Source organism: Pseudomonas sp. LAM2023 (assembly GCF_016620375.1).
GTDB lineage: Bacteria > Pseudomonadota > Gammaproteobacteria > Pseudomonadales > Pseudomonadaceae > Aquipseudomonas > Aquipseudomonas anuradhapurensis.
This window is the reverse complement of sequence record NZ_JAENHV010000026.1, coordinates 305882-322719: the sequence shown is the minus strand read 5'-3', so window position 1 is coordinate 322719 and position 16838 is coordinate 305882. Positions and strand designations below refer to the sequence as shown.

Sequence of the window (16838 nt, the reverse complement as noted above, 5' to 3'; positions counted from 1 at the left end):
GGGTGTTGGCGGACAATGCGCGTTTTTGCGCGGTTGGGTGGTGAACATGACGACGGAACGGCAAGAGCGGCTACTGGCACGGGTGGACGATGCCTTTGGCGTCATCAGCGTGTATGAAGTCGACGACTACCGCTTTCTGGAGTTTGGCGATGCGATCGAGCAGAGCTGCGTATTCACCGCCGACCCCAGCTGGCTGGAGTACGACTATACCCGCGCCATGCTGGTCGGGGCGTTGTGCCATGAACAGCCGGAAAGCGCGTTGTTTCTCGGCCTTGGCGCCGGCACGCTGACCCAGGCGTGCATGAAGTTCCTGCCGCTGGACGACATCGAGGCCATCGAGCTGCGCCCGGACGTGCCGCGCCTGGCCATGGAATACCTGGGCCTGGATGACGACCCGCGGTTGTATGTACGCATCGGGGATGCCCTGGAGCTGCTGCCCACGGCGGAAAAGGCCGACCTGGTGTTCGTCGACCTGTACACCGACCATGGGCCGGGGGTAGGGCACCTTGCGTGGAACTTCCTGGAAAGCTGCCAGCAGCAGCTCAACCCCGGCGGCTGGCTGGTGATCAACCAATGGGCCACCGACGACGGCAAGCCGCTGGGTGCGGCGTTGCTGCGCGGGTTGTACCACCGGCATTACTGGGAGTTGCCGGTGAAGGAGGGCAATGTGATCCTGCTGGTACCGGCGGACTTGGAGCAGACGCTGGAACTGGATGGGCTGAAAGCCCGGGCAGAGGCGCTGGCGCCGCGCCTGGGGTACAGCCTCGAGGGGCTGATCCGCGAGATTCGGCCGGCTACCTGAGTTGGCTTCTTCGCGGGCACGCCCGCTCCCACAGGAATATCACTGTGCTCAAGGGTGGTGAGTATCCTGTGGGAGCGGGCATGCCCGCGAATCAGACGACGCGTTATCGCAGACAGGAATCGTTTCAGCCGCACATTGCTGATGGCCCGACACTGGCCAGGCACCCTGAAAATTTTCCTCACGTCTTTGCACCATTTCGGGTATAGTACGCGCCGGTCTTTTAGCGGACCTCAAAATCAGGTGGTGCAAACCCTCCGAGTCCAGCTTCGGCTGCGCGTCCGCTAGGCGGACTTTCCCAAGTTTTCTTTTTCAATCGTTTTCGCAAATCCCCGCCGCCAAAGCTGCCTGGGTGACCTGTCGGTCTTTCATGGCTTGTGCAGCTTTGGAGCATGGGTCTTTGCGGATGCACCTAGAGGCAGACCCATGACCCAGGAAACCGGCGGCTTCGCCGCTCTCGATCTCAATCCGAACATTGTTGCTGCCGTTCTGGCGACCGGCTACGAAGAGCCGTCCGCCATTCAGCAACAATCGATCCCGATCATCCTCGCCGGTCACGACATGATCGGCCAGGCGCAGACGGGCACCGGCAAGACCGCTGCCTTCGCCCTGCCGATCCTCAACAAGATCGATGTGAGCAAGCGCGAACCGCAAGCCCTGATCCTGGCGCCAACCCGTGAGTTGGCGCTGCAAGTTGCTACCGCTTTCGAAACCTACGCCAAGCAGATGCCGGGCGTGAACGTGGTCGCCGTCTACGGTGGTGCCCCGATGGGCCCACAACTGCGAGCGATCCGCAATGGCGCGCAAATCGTCGTGGCCACCCCGGGCCGCCTGTGCGACCACCTGCGCCGTGACGAAAAGGTGCTGTCCACCGTGCAGTACCTGGTCCTCGACGAAGCCGACGAGATGCTCAAGCTGGGCTTCATGGACGACCTCGAAGTGATCTTCGATGCCATCCCGGCCAGCCGCCAGACCGTGCTGTTCTCCGCCACCCTGCCGTCGTCGATCCGCTCGATCGCCGAGCGTCACCTGCGCGAGCCCAAGCACGTCAAGATCCAGAGCAAGACCCAGACCGTCACCGCGATCGAGCAGGCCCACCTGATGGTCCACGCCGACCAGAAGATCCCGGCTGTGCTGCGTCTGCTGGAAGTGGAAGAGTTCGACGCGCTGATCGCCTTCGTGCGTACCAAGCAAGCCACCCTGGACCTGGCCGCCGCGCTGGAAGCCAAGGGCTACAAGGCTGCCGCGCTGAACGGCGACATCGCCCAGAACCAGCGTGAGCGCGTCATCGACTCGCTCAAGGATGGTCGCCTGGACATCGTCGTCGCCACCGACGTTGCCGCCCGAGGCCTGGATGTACCGCGCATCACCCACGTGTTCAACGTCGACATGCCGTACGACCCGGAGTCCTACGTACACCGCATCGGCCGTACCGGTCGTGCCGGTCGCGATGGTCGCGCACTGCTGCTGGTGACTCCGCGTGAGCGCCGCATGCTGCAGGTCATCGAGCGTGTTACCGGGCAGAAGGTGGCCGAAGCGCGCCTGCCGAATGCCCAGGCCGTGCTGGATGCCCGCATCAAGAAGCTGACTTCGAGCCTGGCGCCGTTGGTAGCCGAAGCCGAAGCCACCCATGGCGAGCTGTTCGACCGCCTGACCAACGACCTGGGTTGCAGCGCGCGTGCCCTGGCTGCCGCCCTGCTGCGCAAGGCCACCAATGGCCAGGCGCTGGACCTGGCTGCAGTGGAGCGTGAGCAACCGCTGGTGCCAAGCTTCACCCCGCGTGAGCGCAGCGGTGAGCGTGGTGAGCGTGGCGAGCGCCCGGAGCGTGGTGACCGCGAGCGCCGTGCGCCGATGCCGCTGGCCGAAGGCCGCGTGCGTTGCCGTACCGCCCTGGGTGCCCGTGACGGCATCGCTGCCAAGAACCTGCTCGGTGCGATCCTCAACGAGGGTGGCCTGGCCCGTGACGCCATCGGCCGCATCCAGGTGCGCGACAGCTTCAGTCTGGTCGAGCTGCCGGAAGACGGCCTGGAGAAGCTGCTGTCCAAGCTCAAGGACACCCGCGTGGCTGGCAAGCAGCTGAAGCTGCGCCGCTACCGCGAGGATTGATCCTGGCGCAATGAAAAATCCCCGGCCCAGGTCGGGGATTTTTTTGTCTGTGCCATTTTGCGGCTGCTTTGCAGCCCATCGCGACACAAGGCCGCTCCTGCAAAGGATCGCGTACTCCACGGTAGCGCGTAACCCTGGTAGGAGCGGCCTTGTGTCGCGACAGGGGCGCAAAGCGCCCCCGGCTATCTTCAGTCGAACCGATAGATGTCCATCCCCAACGCCCCGAGGGTAAACCCTTGGTGCACCACGCCAAATTTGCCCCCCGCCCCAAGGGCAAAGAACAGCGGCAGCAAGTGCTCATCGCTGGGATGGTTACGCACTGCATTCGGTGCCTGTTGCCGGTAGTCCAGCAACGCTGCCTGGTCATCGGCTTGCAGCTTTTCCACCACCCAATCCCTGAATGCCAGCGCCCAAGGTTCGATCGCCTCCGGCCCGGCGTGCCAGTCCAGTTCGCCCAGGTTGTGGGTGATGCTGCCCGAGCCGATCAGCAGCACCCCTTGGTCGCGTAGCCCCGCCAGCGCCTGGCCCACCTTGAGTTGCAATGCCGGCCCCAAATGGCTGGGCAGCGAAACCTGCACCACAGGGATGCTCGCATCCGGGTACATCAGCCACAACGGTACCCAGGCGCCGTGGTCGAACGGGCGTTGCGGGTCCAGCCGGGCCGGCAGCCCGGCAGCGCTCAGCAGGGCGCTGACCTGCCCGGCAAGGGCGGGCTCGCCCGGCGCAGGGTATTGCACTGCATACAGCGCCTGCGGGAAGCCATAGAAGTCATGCCACGTCTCGGGCCGTTCACTGCTGGTCACCAGCAGTTCGCGGCTTTCCCAGTGCGCCGATACCACCACGATCGCTTTCGGCCGCGCCAGGCTATTGGCCAGCCCGGCCAATGCCGGCCCGCTGGCCCCGGGTTGCAGGGCAAGCATGGGGGAACCATGGGAAATGAACAGGCTGGGCAACATGGCAGAGTCCTGGCGGTTAAGATGTGTTCATCTTCGAACAACTACACATCGAAATCCAAACCAAGTTTTACCGGTAAACCATCTAAAAATCGGGAGTGATCATGGAGCCAGCGTTCTGGCAGCAGCGGTGGGCCGACAACCAGATCGGTTTTCATCAGGCGCAGGTGAACCCCTACCTGCAAAAGTATTGGGCGCAGCTGCAGCGGCAGCCGGGTAGCCAAGTGCTGGTGCCGCTGTGCGGCAAGAGCCTGGACCTGGCCTGGTTGGCCGGGCAGGGGCATCGCGTGGTGGGCATCGAGCTGTCGCGGCGGGCGGTGGAGGATTTCTTCCGCGAGCATGGGCTCGATGCCGAGGTGCAGCAGCGCGGGGCGTTCGAGGTCTGGCGCAATGGTGATCTGCAGCTGTGGTGCGGTGATTTCTTTGCTCTGCAGCCGGAGGATATCGGCGACTGTACAGGGCTGTATGACCGGGCGGCGGTAATCGCGCTGCCGCCGCAGATGCGTGCGCGTTATTTGCAACGATTGTCGGCGTTGCTGCCAGCGGGGTGCCGCGGGCTGATGGTAACCCTGGATTACGACCAGGCGCTGCTGGACGGGCCGCCGTTCTCGGTCGGGGATGAAGAGCTGCGTCACGGCTTGGCCGGGTGGCAGGTGGACGAGCTGGAGGTTGTGCAAGTCATCGAGCAGAGCCCGAAGTTTGGACAGGCGGGAGTTACCAGCCTGTTTGAGAGGGTGTACCAGGTAAGCCGCTGAATGCGGTGTTGCCGTGCACAAAAAAGGGCGACCGAAGTCGCCCTTTCCTGTCACTGGGTGAATCAACCGCGACGGCGCAGGGCCTCGATGCGGTCTTCCAGCGGCGGGTGGCTCATCAGCAGGCCAGCCAGGCCGTGCTTGAGGCCGCCATTGATGCCGAAAGCCTTCAAGGTGTCAGGCATGTGCACCGGCAAGCCTTGCTCCACACGCAGGCGTTGCAGGGCGCCGATCATCGCTGCGGTACCGGCCAGCTGTGCACCGGCTTCGTCGGCGCGGTATTCGCGGCGGCGCGAGAACCACATCACGATCATGCTGGCCAGGATGCCGAGTACCAGTTCGGCAACGATGGTTGCCACGTAATAGGCAATGCCCTGGCCTTCTTCGTTCTTGAAGATGACCTTGTCGACGAAGTTGCCGATGATGCGTGCGAAGAACATCACGAAGGTGTTGACCACGCCCTGAACCAGCGCCAGGGTGACCATGTCGCCGTTCGCAACGTGGCCGATCTCGTGGGCCAGTACCGCGCGCACCTCATCGGGCGAGAAGCGCTCCAGCAACCCCTGCGACACCGCGACCAGCGCGTCGTTGCGGTTCCAGCCGGTGGCGAAGGCGTTGGCCTCGTAGGCCGGGAAAATGCCCACCTCGGGCATCTTGATCCCGGCCTCGCGGGACAGTTCCTCGACCGTTTGCAACAACCACTGCTCGTGGCGGGTGCGCGGCTGGCTGATGATCTGGGTGCCGGTAGTCATCTTCGCCATCCACTTGGAGATGAACAGCGAGACGAGGGAGCCGGCAAAGCCGAACACGGCGCAGAACACCAGCAGGCTGCTGAGGTTCAGGTCGACCCCGTTGGCGGCCATGAACCCGTTGAAACCGAACAGGCTCAGGGTAATGCTTGCAACCAGCACCACCGCAAGGTTGGTGGCTACAAACAACAGAATGCGCATCATGGTTGTTACGTTCTCCTGACGGATGAGTTGTCGCTTACTGCGGGGTATATAAGGTGCCGGCCGTGCTGATTCAATCGGGTGACTATTTCAAACTGTGTACGGCGGAGTATGGCAGAGGATGGCAGGAGGGCTGTGGGATAGAGCGTTGCAGGATGTAAGAAGCGGCTCATGCCTGGAGATCTACGGCGGCGTTGAGATCGAGCGCCGCGCGGGCGGCGCTCGATCTCGGCGCCTCCCCAGATCCTCGGTCGAACCTACTGCGAATAACCCTTCAGGAAACTGCCAATCCGCCCGATCGCCGCTTCCAGGTCATCCACCCGTGGCAAGGTCACCACGCGGAAGTGGTCCGGCCATGGCCAGTTGAACGCTGTGCCCTGCACGATCAGCAGCTTTTCCGACAACAGCAGGTCGAGCACGAATTTCTCGTCGTTGTGGATCGGACATACCTTCGGGTCGATCTTCGGGAACGCATACAGCGCGCCCATCGGCTTCACGCAGCTCACCCCGGGGATATCGTTGAGCAGCTCGTAGGTGCGGTTGCGCTGTTCCAGCAGGCGGCCCGGTGGCAGTACCAGGTCGTTGATGCTCTGGTAGCCGCCCAGTGCGGTCTGGATCGCATGCTGGGCCGGCACGTTGGCGCACAGGCGCATGTTGGCCAGCATGTCGATGCCTTCGATATAGCTCTGGGCGTGGTGCTTGGGCCCCGAGATGATCAGCCAGCCGGAACGGAAGCCCGCTACCCGGTACGACTTGGACAGGCCGTTGAAGGTCAGGCACAGCAGGTCGGGGGCCAGCGAGGCGGTGCTGATGTGCACGGCTTCGTCGTAGAGGATCTTGTCGTAGATCTCGTCGGAGAACACCACCAGGTTGTGCTGGCGGGCCAGCTCGAGCATGCCCAGCAGCAGCTCGCGGGAATAAACTGCGCCGGTCGGGTTGTTCGGGTTGATGATCACCAGCGCCTTGGTATTCGGGGTGATCTTGGCCTTGATGTCGTCAAGGTCGGGGAACCAGTCGGCCTGTTCATCGCACAGGTAGTGCACCGGCTTGCCGCCGGCCAGGCTCACGGCAGCGGTCCACAGCGGGTAGTCGGGGGCAGGGATGAGCACTTCGTCGCCGTTGTTCAGCAACGCCTGCATCGACATGACGATCAACTCGGACACCCCGTTGCCGAGGTAGATGTCTTCGATGGTGACGCCTTCGATGCCTTTCTGCTGGCAGTACTGCATGACGGCCTTGCGTGCACTGAACAGGCCCTTGGAATCGCTGTAGCCCTGCGCGGTGGGCAGGTTGCGGATCACATCCTGAAGAATTTCGTCAGGCGCCTCGAAGCCAAACGGCGCCGGGTTGCCGATGTTCAGCTTGAGGATGCGGTGGCCTTCCTCTTCCAGGCGCTTGGCGTGCTTGAGCACTGGGCCGCGAATGTCATAGCAGACATTGGCGAGCTTGTTCGATTTGCTGAACTGCATGATGGGATCCCGATTGAGAAAACGCGCTACGCCCCGCCGAAAGGTTTGAAAGGGCAGGAAGCGGGTGCCAGACTGAACGCCTGGCACACGAAGCCAACTAATATACGTGCCACCCGCGCCCCGGAAAAGACGGTGCACGGTGAAATTCAGCCTGCCGAGGTCCCTACATGCAAAAGATCGAGAAAACCCTGGAACAATGGCGCTCGATGCTCGACCCCGAGCAGTATCAGGTATGCCGTCTCAAAGGCACCGAGCGGCCATTCAGCGGCAAGTACAACAGCGAGCGCCGTGACGGCATCTACCACTGCATCTGCTGCGGCCTGCCACTGTTCGATGCGCAGACCAAGTTCGATTCCGGCTGCGGCTGGCCGAGCTTCTATGCCCCCATCGAGGACGGCGCGATGATCGAAATCCGCGACACCTCCCACGGCATGATCCGCACCGAGGTCACCTGCGCCCGCTGCGATGCGCACCTGGGCCATGTGTTCCCGGACGGTCCGCCACCGACCGGCCTGCGTTACTGCATCAACTCGGTGTGCATCGACCTGCGCCCGCGCGACTGACCGGAGCCCGCTACATGGCTGAATCGATGCTGGATATCAAATGCGTGACCTTGGGCGGCGAGCACAAGACGCTCGGTGACTTCCCGGGCAAGGCCCTGTTGGTGGTCAACACCGCCAGCCAGTGCGGTTTCACCCCGCAATACAAAGGCCTGGAGCAACTGTGGCAGGCCTACCGGGCACGTGGCCTGGTGGTGCTGGGCTTCCCCTGCAACCAGTTTGGCAAGCAGGAGCCGGGCGATGCGCGGGAAATCGCCCAGTTCTGCGAACGCAATTTCGGCGTGAGTTTCCCCTTGTTCCGCAAGGTCGAGGTCAACGGCCCGGGAGCCCACCCGCTGTTCGTCGAACTCAAGCAGCGTGCCCCAGGCCTGCTCGGTTCGCAGAAGATCAAGTGGAACTTCACCAAGTTCCTGGTCGATCCGGCCAGCGGCCAGGTCAGGCGCTATGCCCCCACCACCAAGCCGCAGGCGCTGCAGGCAGACATCGAGCGCCTGCTCAGCCGTTGACCGGCACCCAGTGGTCGATGAGTGCCAGCAGCTCTTCGCGGCGGAATGGCTTGGCCAGATAGTCGTTCATGCCCGCCGCCCGGCAGCGCTCGCGCTCCTCGGGCATGGCATTGGCGGTGAGGGCGACGATCGGCAAGTCGGGCCAGCGGCCGCTCTGGCGGATGCGACGGCTGGCCTCGTAGCCATCCATCACCGGCATGTTGCAGTCCATCAGCACCAGGTCGAAGGTGTCCTGCTCCAGCATTTCCAGGGCTTCGGCGCCCTGGGTCGCCAGTTGTACCTGGCAGCCCAGCTTGGCCAGCATGCCCTTGGCTACCAGCTGGTTCACCGGGTTGTCCTCCACCAGCAGGATCCGCGCGCGGCCTTGTTCCAGGGTGATGGCCGGGCTGGCGAGCGGGTGTTCGGGTTCGAAGCCTTGCAAGGTGCGGCGCAGGGTCTGGTACAGGGCGTTGCGCGCCAGGGGGCGGGCCAGTTGATGCAGCGGGGCGAGGGCGACCGATTGTTCGCTGGGCAGGAAGTTACCGTAGGCGGTCACCAGCAGGATTGGGGTTTTCAACGCCGGGCGCAGTTCGAACAGGCGGTCGAGATCATCGGTGATCAGCAGGTCGATGGCGGCGGCATCCAGCGTGGCGCTGCTGTCATGGCGCTGATACGCCAGCCCCCAGGCGGGCAGCAGGTCCTGGAGCAATTCATCAAGCCCGCTGCCGGCCATGGTCAGTGCCGCCACCCGTCCTTGTAGCGGGGGCGGAGCGATGGCCTCGGTGTGCACGGCCAATGGCAGCTCGGCACTGAAGCGGCTGCCAAAGCCCGGCTGCGAATCAATGTAAAGGCGGCCCTGCATGGCCTTGCACAGGTTGTGCGTCAGCGCCAGGCCCAGGCCGGTGCCGCCAAACTGGCGGGTGATGCCGGCGCCGGCCTGGGTGAATGGCTGGAAGATTCGTGCCTGGGCTTCTTCGGGGATGCCAATACCGGTATCGCGCACTTCCAGGCGCACGCCGCCGACAATGGTGGTCAGGCGCACATCGACGCGGCCGAAACGGGTGAATTTGAGGGCGTTGGACAGCAGGTTGCTGACCACCTGGCGCACCCGTGTGGGGTCGCCCAGCACACTGCTGGGGAAGTCGCGGGCGATCAGGCAGGTCAGCTCGACACTCTGCGCAGTGTTCTGTGACAGCAGGTTGGCGGTGTCTTCGACCATCGAGCCCATGTCGAACGGGATGTGCTCCAGCTCCAGCTGGCCGGCATCGAACTTGGACAGATCGAGGATATCGTTGAGCAGCTCGACCAGTACCTTGCCTGAGTCATGGGCAATCGCCAGCTGCTGGCGCTGTTCGCTGGGCAAGGGGCTGTCCAGGGCCAGGGCGATCATGCCGAGCATGCCGTTGAGCGGGGTGCGGATCTCATGGCTCATGTTGGCGAGGAAGGCGGAACGCGCCTGGGCCATGTCCAAGGCCCGGCGGCGGGCCTCTTCCAGTTCCTGGTTGGAGCGGCTCAGGCTGTTGTTGCTGGCTTTCAGCTCATTGGTGCGCGCCGAGACGATGTCTTCCAGCTCGTTGAGGTACTGGGTCAGGCGGTTTTCCGCGTTGCGGCGCTGATCGATCTCGGTGGCCATGCTGACGAATTGCTGGTTGGCGACTTTCACCAGCACCCCGATTTCATCGTTTTCGTGACCATGCGGGCAGTCCAGGCGGGTTCGCCGAGGCTTGCGTGGGTCGCGACCACTGAGCGCGCCGATCACGGTTACCAATGGCTTGGTCAGCATCATGTAGAAGAGCGCCAGCAGGATGCCGGTCAACACCAGGCTGCGCGCGAAGCCGTTGACCAGGGTGACACCGGCGCGGTCGAGGAAGCGGGCGCCGAAGGCGTAGGTGTCCACCTCCAGGTACAGGTTGCCGAGGTAGTCGTCGGGCATGTGGGTCAGGTACAGGCGATCCTCGAACTGGCGCTGCTCGCCGAACAGGAAATCGCTCAGTGACCGATAGCGGTCCTGCATGCGCGGACGCTGGACATCGGCCAGCACCATGCCGTTGTTGTCGCTCAGCCGTGCGCGGATGACCGCCGGCGATTGCAGCAGGCCGCTGGTCAACTCCAGGGCCAGCTCCGAGTCGATGTTGTAGGCGATGCGCGAGGCCGGGTTGTGGCTGATTTTCAGCAAGTCGCGCACTTCTCGGTTGATGGATGCGTCTTCGCTGGCATAATCGATGCCGATCTGGATGAGACTGAGCAATGTTCCCAGGATGAAGCCGACCAGGACTGTCAACCGGGCTTGCTTGTATGACAGGCGATTGGTGAACTTTATATCCATGAGTGCCGAGCCGGTTCCACGTTCCTTGCGCAGCGCAAGCATAGCCGATCAACCCCGGCTGCTGGTGGGTCTGTCGCACATTCAGCCTTGATTGATTTACTGGCTGTGCCGGCCTCTTCGCGGCTAAAGCCGCTCCCACAGGTACACCAAAGGTCTCAAGGGCGGTGATAAACCTGTGGGAGCGGCTTTAGCCGCGAAGAGGCCAGCACAACAACCCCGAATCTGAATTTGCAGGAGCCCTGATGGACGCTCGCTTGATTGCTTTCCTGGACCGCGCCGAATCGGTACTGGCGCGCCTCGAACCTCTGTTGCCGGCAACACGTCCGAACATCGACTGGGCCACCACCCTGGCCGCGCGCTGGCAGCGCGACGGCCGCAGCGGCTATCTGCTGCCGCTGCAGGTCAGCCTGGACATTCGCCTCAGCGACCTGATCGGCGTCGACCTGCAGCGTGACCAGCTGGGCCGCAACACCCACCAGTTCATCAACGGCCTGCCCGCCAACCACGCATTGTTGTGGGGTTCGCGCGGTACTGGCAAGTCGTCGCTGGTGCGGGCCCTGCTGGCCGAACACGCTAGTGCCGGTTTGCGCCTGATCGAAATCGAACGTGATCACCTGGCCGACCTGCCACGCGTGGTCGAGCAACTGCAGAAGCTGCCGCAGCGCTTCATCCTGTTCTGCGACGACCTGTCGTTCGAAGCCGGGGAGGGCGACTACCGGGTGCTCAAGAGCGTGCTCGATGGCTCGCTGGAACAGGCCCCGGACAACGTGCTGCTGTACGCCACCTCCAACCGCCGCCACCTGGTCCCGGAAAAACAGAGCGACAACGAAAACTGGAAAATGGTCGACGGCGAACTGCACCCCAACGAAGCGGTGGAGGACAAGATTGCCCTGTCCGACCGTTTTGGCCTGTGGCTGTCGTTCTACCCTTTCAGTCAGGAACACTTCCTCAACGTGGTCGAGCACTGGATCGGCCAGCTGGCACGCCCGGCCGGCTTGCGCTGGCAGCGTGACGAAGCCCTGGACATCCTCGCCGTGCGCTGGGCCACCGGCCGCGGTAACCGTAATGGCCGCTGTGCCTATCAGTTCGCCCGCTACTGGGTCGGGCTGCAATTGCTGGAGCAAAGTAAATGATCGACCTCAATGCCAGTGGCGCCGGACTCGACGGCTACAACCTGCTGGCGGCGCAAGTGCAGGCGCTGTTTGCCGACGAGCGTGACTTCATCGCCAATGCCGCGCAGTTCTCGGCGTTTCTGTACAACCAGGTGGACGCCCTGAACTGGGCGGGGTTCTACCTCAACCGCAACGAAGAGCTGGTGCTCGGCCCGTTCCAGGGCCAGGTGGCCTGCGTGCGCATTCCGTTCGGCAAGGGCGTGTGCGGGGCGGCGGCGGCAACGCGGCAGACCCAGCGAGTGGAAGACGTGCATGCGTTTCCGGGGCATATCGCCTGTGACAGTGCGTCGAACAGCGAGCTGGTGATTCCGCTGGTGAAGGAGGGCAGGTTGATTGGTGTACTGGACCTGGATAGCCCGAAGATCGGCCGTTTCAGCGAGGCGGACCAGCTGGGGCTGGAGCGCTTGGCGGCGCTCTTTCTGGAGTTGACTGACTGCTGATTGTGGTTGCCTGCACGGGCCCTGTCGGCGGTAAGCCCGCATCCACAAGTCCAACACCGGTTTGCACTTGTGCAGTAGCTGGGCGGGTTTGCCGGCGGCAGGGCCGTCAAACCCGCAACAGTTTTCCGATCAGTCGTAGATCACCCGCTTCTTCCAGGTCTCTTCGTCATCGGTCTTGAGCCCCTGGGTTAGTTCGTTCTGCTCGTTTTCCGCCGGCTCCATCTTTTCCAGCACCTGGGCATTGGCCCGGGCCAGCAGTTTCTCCAGGTAGGTCAACTGCTCTTCATAGGCCTTCGGCTCCGGCTGCTTGCGCAGGTACTGCACGCCGCGCTCGAAGGCCAGGCGCGCCTGGCCCGGCTGGCCATTCTGCAGGGCCTGCTGGCCCAGGTTGTTGAAGAACTCGATATGCAGCAGCACCAGCACATGCCGGATCTCCCTGACCCAGTGCTTGGCCTCGATTGTGGGCAGGAAGCCCTCCTGGGCGGCGCGGGTCACCTGGCTGTGCAGCGCCTCCAGCAAAAAGCGCACGTCCTTGGCCTTGACCTCGGTCTGGATCGGGCTGGGTGGGTTGTTGACCGGAATCTTCCCGCCCAAGGCAATCAGCCCCTCCAGTTCGGCAATGCGTGCCTTGATTTCGGCGCTGTGCTTGTCCAGCGCCAGCTGGCGCTGGTTGAGGTTGAGTTCCAGGCGGGTCAGCAGCAGCTTCAGCGCCGGGGTCATGAACTGGCCGGGGAAGGTTTCGGTGATTTCGCCACAACGGCGCAGGCGGTCGGCCAGCTCGACTTTCAGCCGGGCGCGCTCGAGCTTGTTGTTCTCGACAACATTGTTGAGGTAGCCGATCACGATCAGCAACGCGATACCCGCCACGATGAGCAGGGTGATCAGAAGTGGAGTCACCGTTAATGCCTCGTTGAAGAAGAATCACACCCTTGAGTGTAGTAAGTTCGCCTGGGAACGAACAGCCGCCGTGTCCTCTGCCGGCGCGCTTCGCGGGCAGGCCTTCTTTATATCGGCCGCCGCCTGCGGATCTGCACCCCACACCCGGAAGTCGTTGATTTAAATAAATTTCTACAAAGGGGTTGACGCCTCTACGAAGCCTCCATAGAATGCGCGCCACTTGCAGCGTAAAGCACACAGCGAAACGCGGCAGGGAGTGAAAGCAGGCAGCGATGCCAGCAGCGTGTCCCCTTCGTCTAGTGGCCTAGGACACCGCCCTTTCACGGCGGTAACAGGGGTTCGAGTCCCCTAGGGGACGCCAAATTGCGGGAATAGCTCAGTTGGTAGAGCACGACCTTGCCAAGGTCGGGGTCGCGAGTTCGAGTCTCGTTTCCCGCTCCAGTTTATCCGGCAGCGCCTTGCGGCGAGGCAGGAAAAGAAAATCCAGGCTGAATCGTGAGGTTCATGTTCTGGTGCACTGAAAAGTGTTGTGTGTCCCCTTCGTCTAGTGGCCTAGGACACCGCCCTTTCACGGCGGTAACAGGGGTTCGAGTCCCCTAGGGGACGCCAAATGCGGGAATAGCTCAGTTGGTAGAGCACGACCTTGCCAAGGTCGGGGTCGCGAGTTCGAGTCTCGTTTCCCGCTCCAGTTTAAATACTGTGGCGTTCGCACGGTGCAGTGGTGGTGAAGGTCGTGAAGGCGCTTCACGCCGTTTAGCGGTAAAGCTTCAAATTGCGGGAATAGCTCAGTTGGTAGAGCACGACCTTGCCAAGGTCGGGGTCGCGAGTTCGAGTCTCGTTTCCCGCTCCAATTCAGAAAACGCCATCTCTTGTGAGGTGGCGTTTTTTTCGTCTCTGGAAAATGTTGCGGGTAAACAGGCCGCGCATGTTTCATCGCAGCCTGGCATTGCGGTCAGTGCGTGCTGGCGGGGCCTTGCTGGGCGCCCAGCAGCTGCTTTTCCAGGTTCCAGTCAAACGGCTCGCCGGCCTGCTCGGCTTCGTAGCGGCGTTCTTCCAGCTGTTGGTACAGCTCCAGTTCTTCGTCAGGCATGAAGTGCAGGCAGTCACCGGCAAAGAACCACAGCAGGTCGCGGGGTACCAGGTGGGCGATCTGCGGGTAGCGCTGGATCACTTGGCAGATCAGGTCCTGGCCCAGGTACTGGCTTTGCAGTGGGTCTTGCGGCAGCAGGGTCAGCAGTTCGTCGAAGCGTTCGAGGAACAGGGCGTGGCTTTCCTCCGGTACCTGATCCGCTTCACCCAGGGCGACCAGGATGGTGCGCAGGTGGTTCAGCAGTTGCAGGTGGTATTCCAGATGGGGGTTGGCCATGGTGGCGGTCCTCGGTGTGGTCGAAACGGGCGCGGAGTATACGCGGGATGGGGAAGGGGCCGCAAAGCAGCCCCTTTCTGGCAGTGCCGATCAGCGAACCTTGCCCGGTTCCGCCAGCAACTGGGCCTTGTCGAAGGCATCGACATCGATCACTGCGCGGCGTGCCTGTTCCGCTGCTTGAAGGCGTTGCCCTTCGCCTGGCTGCAGCACCGCGCTGTCGACCGCTGCGTCGATCGCCGACTGGCCGGGTGCGGGTTGCACTCGGCCTTCCTTGATCGCCTGATGCAGCGCCTTGTACAGCGGGGCGGTCTCGTCCAGCAGGTCGCTGGCCCGTTGCAGCGCCGCCACCGGGTCGCCGTCGGCCTGTGGCCTGAAGCAGCCGGCAAGCAACTCCTCCAGTGCCGGGTCGCCTTTGTTGCGGCCGATCAGCGCGGCAATTTCGGCATCCAGCTCGTCGCTCGGCCCGGTATGGCGGCGGCCGAAGGGGAACACCAGTACCCGCAGCGCACAGCCGACAAAGCGGTTGGGGAAGTTGTCGAGCAGGCGGTCCAAGGCGTGTTCCGCCTGACCCAGGCTTTCTTCCATGGCCCAGCGCAGCAGCGGCTGCATGTGTTCCGGCGCGCCCAGGTCGTGGTAGCGCTTGAGCGCGGCACTGGACAGGTACAGGTAGCTCAGCACATCGCCCAGCCGTGCGCTCAGGCGCTCGCGGCGCTTGAGTGCGCCGCCCAGCAGCATCATCGACAAGTCTGCCAGCAGCGCAAAGGCCGCGGCCTGGCGGTTCAAGGCACGGAAGTAGCCTTGGCTCAGGGGGGCACCGGGCACGTTTTCCAGGCGCCCCAGCCCCAGGTTGAATATCAGTGTGCTGGCCGCGTTGCCCGCGGCGAACATGATGTGCTGCATCAGCAGGTCGTCGAATTCCTGCAATGCCTGGTCGTGGTCCTCGCGCCCGGCCAGGGCCATTTCCCTGAGCACGAACGGATGGCAGCGGATGGCACCCTGGCCAAAGATCATCAGGTTGCGTGAAAGGATATTGGCCCCTTCTACCGTGATGAAAATCGGCGCGCCTTGCCAGTTGCGGCCCAGGTAATTGTTGGGGCCCATGATGATGCCCTTGCCGCCATGCACGTCCATGGCGTGCTGGATGCATTCGCGACCGCGCTCGGTCAGGTGATACTTGAGGATTGCCGACAGTACCGATGGCTTTTCGCCCAGGTCGACGGCCTTGGCGGTCAGCAGGCGGGCGCTGTCCATCAGCCAGGTGTTGCCGCCGATGCGCGCCAGCGATTCCTGAATGCCCTCGAAGGCCGCCAGCGGCACATTGAATTGTTCGCGGATGTTGGCGTACTGGCCGGTGACCAGGCTGGTGTACTTGGCCGCGCCAGTGCCCACGGCGGGCAGGGAGATGGAGCGGCCGACCGACAGGCAATTCATCAGCATCATCCAGCCCTTGCCGAGCATGGCCTGGCCGCCGATGAGGAAGCTCAGCGGCACGAATACGTCCTTGCCGCTATTGGGGCCGTTCATGAACGCGGCGCCCAGTGGCAGGTGCCGCTTGCCGATGTCTACGCCGGGGGTGTCGGTCGGGATCAGTGCCAGGCTGATGCCGAGCTCTTCCTGTTCCCCCAGCAGGTGGTCCGGGTCGTAGGCCTTGAATGCCAGGCCCAGCAAGGTCGCGACCGGGCCGAGGGTGATGTAGCGCTTTTCCCAGTTGAGGCGCAGGCCGAGGACTTCTTCACCCTGCCACTGGCCCTTGCACACCACGCCGCTGTCGGGCATGGCGCCAGCGTCGGAGCCGGCCAGCGGGCCGGTCAGGGCAAAGCAGGGAATTTCCTCGCCACGGGCCAGGCGTGGCAGGTAGTGGTTGCGTTGCTCGTCGGTCCCGTAGTGCAGCAGCAGTTCAGCCGGGCCGAGGGAATTGGGCACCATCACCGTGGACGCCAGGTCGCCACTGCGGGTCGCCAGTTTCATCGCCACCTGCGAGTGGGCATAGGCCGAGAAGCCTTTGCCGCCATATTCCTTGGGGATGATCAGGGCGAAGAAGCCATGTTGCTTGATATGCGCCCAGGCTTCGGCTGGCAGATCCATGTCCTGGCCAATCTGCCAGTCGCTGACCATGGCACACAGTTGTTCCGTCGGGCCGTCGATGAAGGCCTGTTCTTCTTCGGTCAACTGCGCTGCCGGGTAGGCAAGCAGGGTGTGCCAGTCGGGGCGGCCGCTGAACAGCTCGCCGTCCCACCACACGGTGCCGGCGTCGATCGCTTCGCGCTCGGTCTGCGACATTGGCGGCAGGGTGCGCTGGAACCAGTTGAATACCGGGCCGGTGAAAACCTTGCGGCGCCATTCCGGCAGTGCCACCAGGGCAATTTTCAGGGCCAGCACGAGCCAGATCAGGGTCAGCAGCCAGCCGGGGGCCGGGCTGAAAATGCTCATCAGCAGCACGTAGGCCGCCATGATGCCGAGAATCTGCAAGGGCGCCAGGCGCCGGTGCGTGAGGTACGCTGCGCCGACCACCAATACCACTAACCACAACAGCAACATAATCGGTCCTCCTTGGAACCAGGGG

13 protein-coding genes, 5 tRNA genes and 1 pseudogene are annotated in these 16838 nt (G+C 63.2%); 12 read left to right on the top strand and 7 right to left on the bottom strand.

The annotated features are described in order from the left end of the window. Positions 1–46 precede the first annotated feature (46 nt). Both JKP78_RS16440 and JKP78_RS16435 read left to right on the top strand, forming a co-directional pair. Entirely contained in the window at positions 47–802 is a 756-nt protein-coding gene (locus tag JKP78_RS16440; RefSeq protein ID WP_200626981.1) for a spermidine synthase, read from the top strand. Positions 803–1191: 389 nt separating this feature from the next. Next, positions 1192–2905 (top strand): annotated as a pseudogene (locus JKP78_RS16435) (DEAD/DEAH box helicase). A 188-nt stretch (positions 2906–3093) separates the two neighbouring features. On the opposite strand, the gene JKP78_RS16430 reads toward JKP78_RS16435, so the two are convergent. Next, a complete protein-coding gene (locus JKP78_RS16430; RefSeq protein ID WP_200626979.1) occupies positions 3094–3861 on the bottom strand; it encodes a DODA-type extradiol aromatic ring-opening family dioxygenase in 768 nt (255 codons plus the stop codon). Positions 3862–3962: 101 nt separating this feature from the next. On the opposite strand from JKP78_RS16430, the gene JKP78_RS16425 reads away from it, so the two are divergent. After that, a complete protein-coding gene (locus tag JKP78_RS16425) occupies positions 3963–4613 on the top strand; it encodes a thiopurine S-methyltransferase (RefSeq protein ID WP_200626978.1) in 651 nt (216 codons plus the stop codon). 62 nt (positions 4614–4675) lie between these two features. On the opposite strand, the gene htpX is transcribed toward JKP78_RS16425, so the two are convergent. Beyond that, positions 4676–5563 (bottom strand): protease HtpX, encoded by an 888-nt coding sequence (htpX, locus tag JKP78_RS16420; protein WP_186689067.1) that lies wholly within the window; start codon positions 5561–5563, stop codon positions 4676–4678. Positions 5564–5817: 254 nt separating this feature from the next. Then, complete coding sequence (locus JKP78_RS16415; protein WP_186689069.1) at positions 5818–7029, bottom strand: pyridoxal phosphate-dependent aminotransferase; 1212 nt, start codon at positions 7027–7029, stop codon at positions 5818–5820. 167 nt (positions 7030–7196) lie between these two features. Here JKP78_RS16415 and msrB point away from each other — a divergent pair, with 167 nt between their 5' ends. Next, the gene (msrB, locus tag JKP78_RS16410; RefSeq protein ID WP_186689071.1) at positions 7197–7592 is read left to right on the top strand and encodes a peptide-methionine (R)-S-oxide reductase MsrB; all 396 of its coding nucleotides are present in this window, start codon (positions 7197–7199) and stop codon (positions 7590–7592) included. Between the two features lie 14 nt (positions 7593–7606). Next, positions 7607–8095: a glutathione peroxidase gene (locus tag JKP78_RS16405; RefSeq protein ID WP_186677861.1), complete on the top strand. Its 489-nt coding sequence runs from the start codon at positions 7607–7609 to the stop codon at positions 8093–8095. On the opposite strand, the gene JKP78_RS16400 is transcribed toward JKP78_RS16405, so the two are convergent. Then, positions 8085–10442: a hybrid sensor histidine kinase/response regulator gene (locus JKP78_RS16400; protein WP_200626977.1), complete on the bottom strand. Its 2358-nt coding sequence runs from the start codon at positions 10440–10442 to the stop codon at positions 8085–8087. The genes JKP78_RS16405 and JKP78_RS16400 overlap by 11 nt on opposite strands. 200 nt (positions 10443–10642) lie before the next feature. Between JKP78_RS16400 and JKP78_RS16395 the strand changes: the two genes are divergently transcribed. Both JKP78_RS16395 and JKP78_RS16390 read left to right on the top strand, forming a co-directional pair. After that, positions 10643–11533, top strand: coding sequence for an ATP-binding protein (locus JKP78_RS16395; protein ID WP_186689076.1), 891 nt, complete (start codon positions 10643–10645; stop codon positions 11531–11533). After that, the gene (locus JKP78_RS16390) at positions 11530–12012 is read left to right on the top strand and encodes a GAF domain-containing protein (protein WP_186689078.1); all 483 of its coding nucleotides are present in this window, start codon (positions 11530–11532) and stop codon (positions 12010–12012) included. The genes JKP78_RS16395 and JKP78_RS16390 overlap by 4 nt, the downstream gene beginning before the upstream one ends. Before the next feature lie 129 nt (positions 12013–12141). On the opposite strand, the gene JKP78_RS16385 is transcribed toward JKP78_RS16390, so the two are convergent. Then, positions 12142–12909, bottom strand: coding sequence for a hypothetical protein (locus tag JKP78_RS16385; RefSeq protein WP_186689080.1), 768 nt, complete (start codon positions 12907–12909; stop codon positions 12142–12144). A 285-nt stretch (positions 12910–13194) separates the two neighbouring features. Between JKP78_RS16385 and JKP78_RS16380 the strand changes: the two genes are divergently transcribed. The 5 genes from JKP78_RS16380 (at position 13195) to JKP78_RS16360 (ending at position 13759) form a co-directional block, all read left to right on the top strand. Further along, positions 13195–13270, top strand: a tRNA-Glu gene (locus JKP78_RS16380). Positions 13271–13274: 4 nt separating this feature from the next. Then, a tRNA-Gly gene (locus JKP78_RS16375) sits at positions 13275–13350 on the top strand. 92 nt (positions 13351–13442) lie between these two features. Beyond that, a tRNA-Glu gene (locus tag JKP78_RS16370) sits at positions 13443–13518 on the top strand. Positions 13519–13521: 3 nt separating this feature from the next. Then, positions 13522–13597: transfer RNA gene (locus JKP78_RS16365), tRNA-Gly, on the top strand. A gap of 86 nt (positions 13598–13683) precedes the next feature. After that, positions 13684–13759: transfer RNA gene (locus JKP78_RS16360), tRNA-Gly, on the top strand. Positions 13760–13861: 102 nt separating this feature from the next. On the opposite strand, the gene JKP78_RS16355 is transcribed toward JKP78_RS16360, so the two are convergent. Together JKP78_RS16355 and JKP78_RS16350 are read right to left on the bottom strand one after the other, a co-directional pair. Next, positions 13862–14275 (bottom strand): PA2817 family protein, encoded by a 414-nt coding sequence (locus tag JKP78_RS16355; protein WP_186689082.1) that lies wholly within the window; start codon positions 14273–14275, stop codon positions 13862–13864. Between the two features lie 90 nt (positions 14276–14365). Beyond that, positions 14366–16813, bottom strand: coding sequence for an acyl-CoA dehydrogenase (locus tag JKP78_RS16350; RefSeq protein WP_200626976.1), 2448 nt, complete (start codon positions 16811–16813; stop codon positions 14366–14368). Positions 16814–16838 lie beyond the last annotated feature (25 nt).

Coding starts and splice junctions, on each gene's coding strand:
- JKP78_RS16440 (WP_200626981.1), top strand. CDS start 47: ATGACGACGGAACGGCAAGAGCGGCTACTGGCACGGGTGGACGATGCC.
- JKP78_RS16430 (WP_200626979.1), bottom strand. CDS start 3,861: ATGTTGCCCAGCCTGTTCATTTCCCATGGTTCCCCCATGCTTGCCCTG.
- JKP78_RS16425 (WP_200626978.1), top strand. CDS start 3,963: ATGGAGCCAGCGTTCTGGCAGCAGCGGTGGGCCGACAACCAGATCGGT.
- htpX (WP_186689067.1), bottom strand. CDS start 5,563: ATGATGCGCATTCTGTTGTTTGTAGCCACCAACCTTGCGGTGGTGCTG.
- JKP78_RS16415 (WP_186689069.1), bottom strand. CDS start 7,029: ATGCAGTTCAGCAAATCGAACAAGCTCGCCAATGTCTGCTATGACATT.
- msrB (WP_186689071.1), top strand. CDS start 7,197: ATGCAAAAGATCGAGAAAACCCTGGAACAATGGCGCTCGATGCTCGAC.
- JKP78_RS16405 (WP_186677861.1), top strand. CDS start 7,607: ATGGCTGAATCGATGCTGGATATCAAATGCGTGACCTTGGGCGGCGAG.
- JKP78_RS16400 (WP_200626977.1), bottom strand. CDS start 10,442: ATGCTTGCGCTGCGCAAGGAACGTGGAACCGGCTCGGCACTCATGGAT.
- JKP78_RS16395 (WP_186689076.1), top strand. CDS start 10,643: ATGGACGCTCGCTTGATTGCTTTCCTGGACCGCGCCGAATCGGTACTG.
- JKP78_RS16390 (WP_186689078.1), top strand. CDS start 11,530: ATGATCGACCTCAATGCCAGTGGCGCCGGACTCGACGGCTACAACCTG.
- JKP78_RS16355 (WP_186689082.1), bottom strand. CDS start 14,275: ATGGCCAACCCCCATCTGGAATACCACCTGCAACTGCTGAACCACCTG.
- JKP78_RS16350 (WP_200626976.1), bottom strand. CDS start 16,813: ATGTTGCTGTTGTGGTTAGTGGTATTGGTGGTCGGCGCAGCGTACCTC.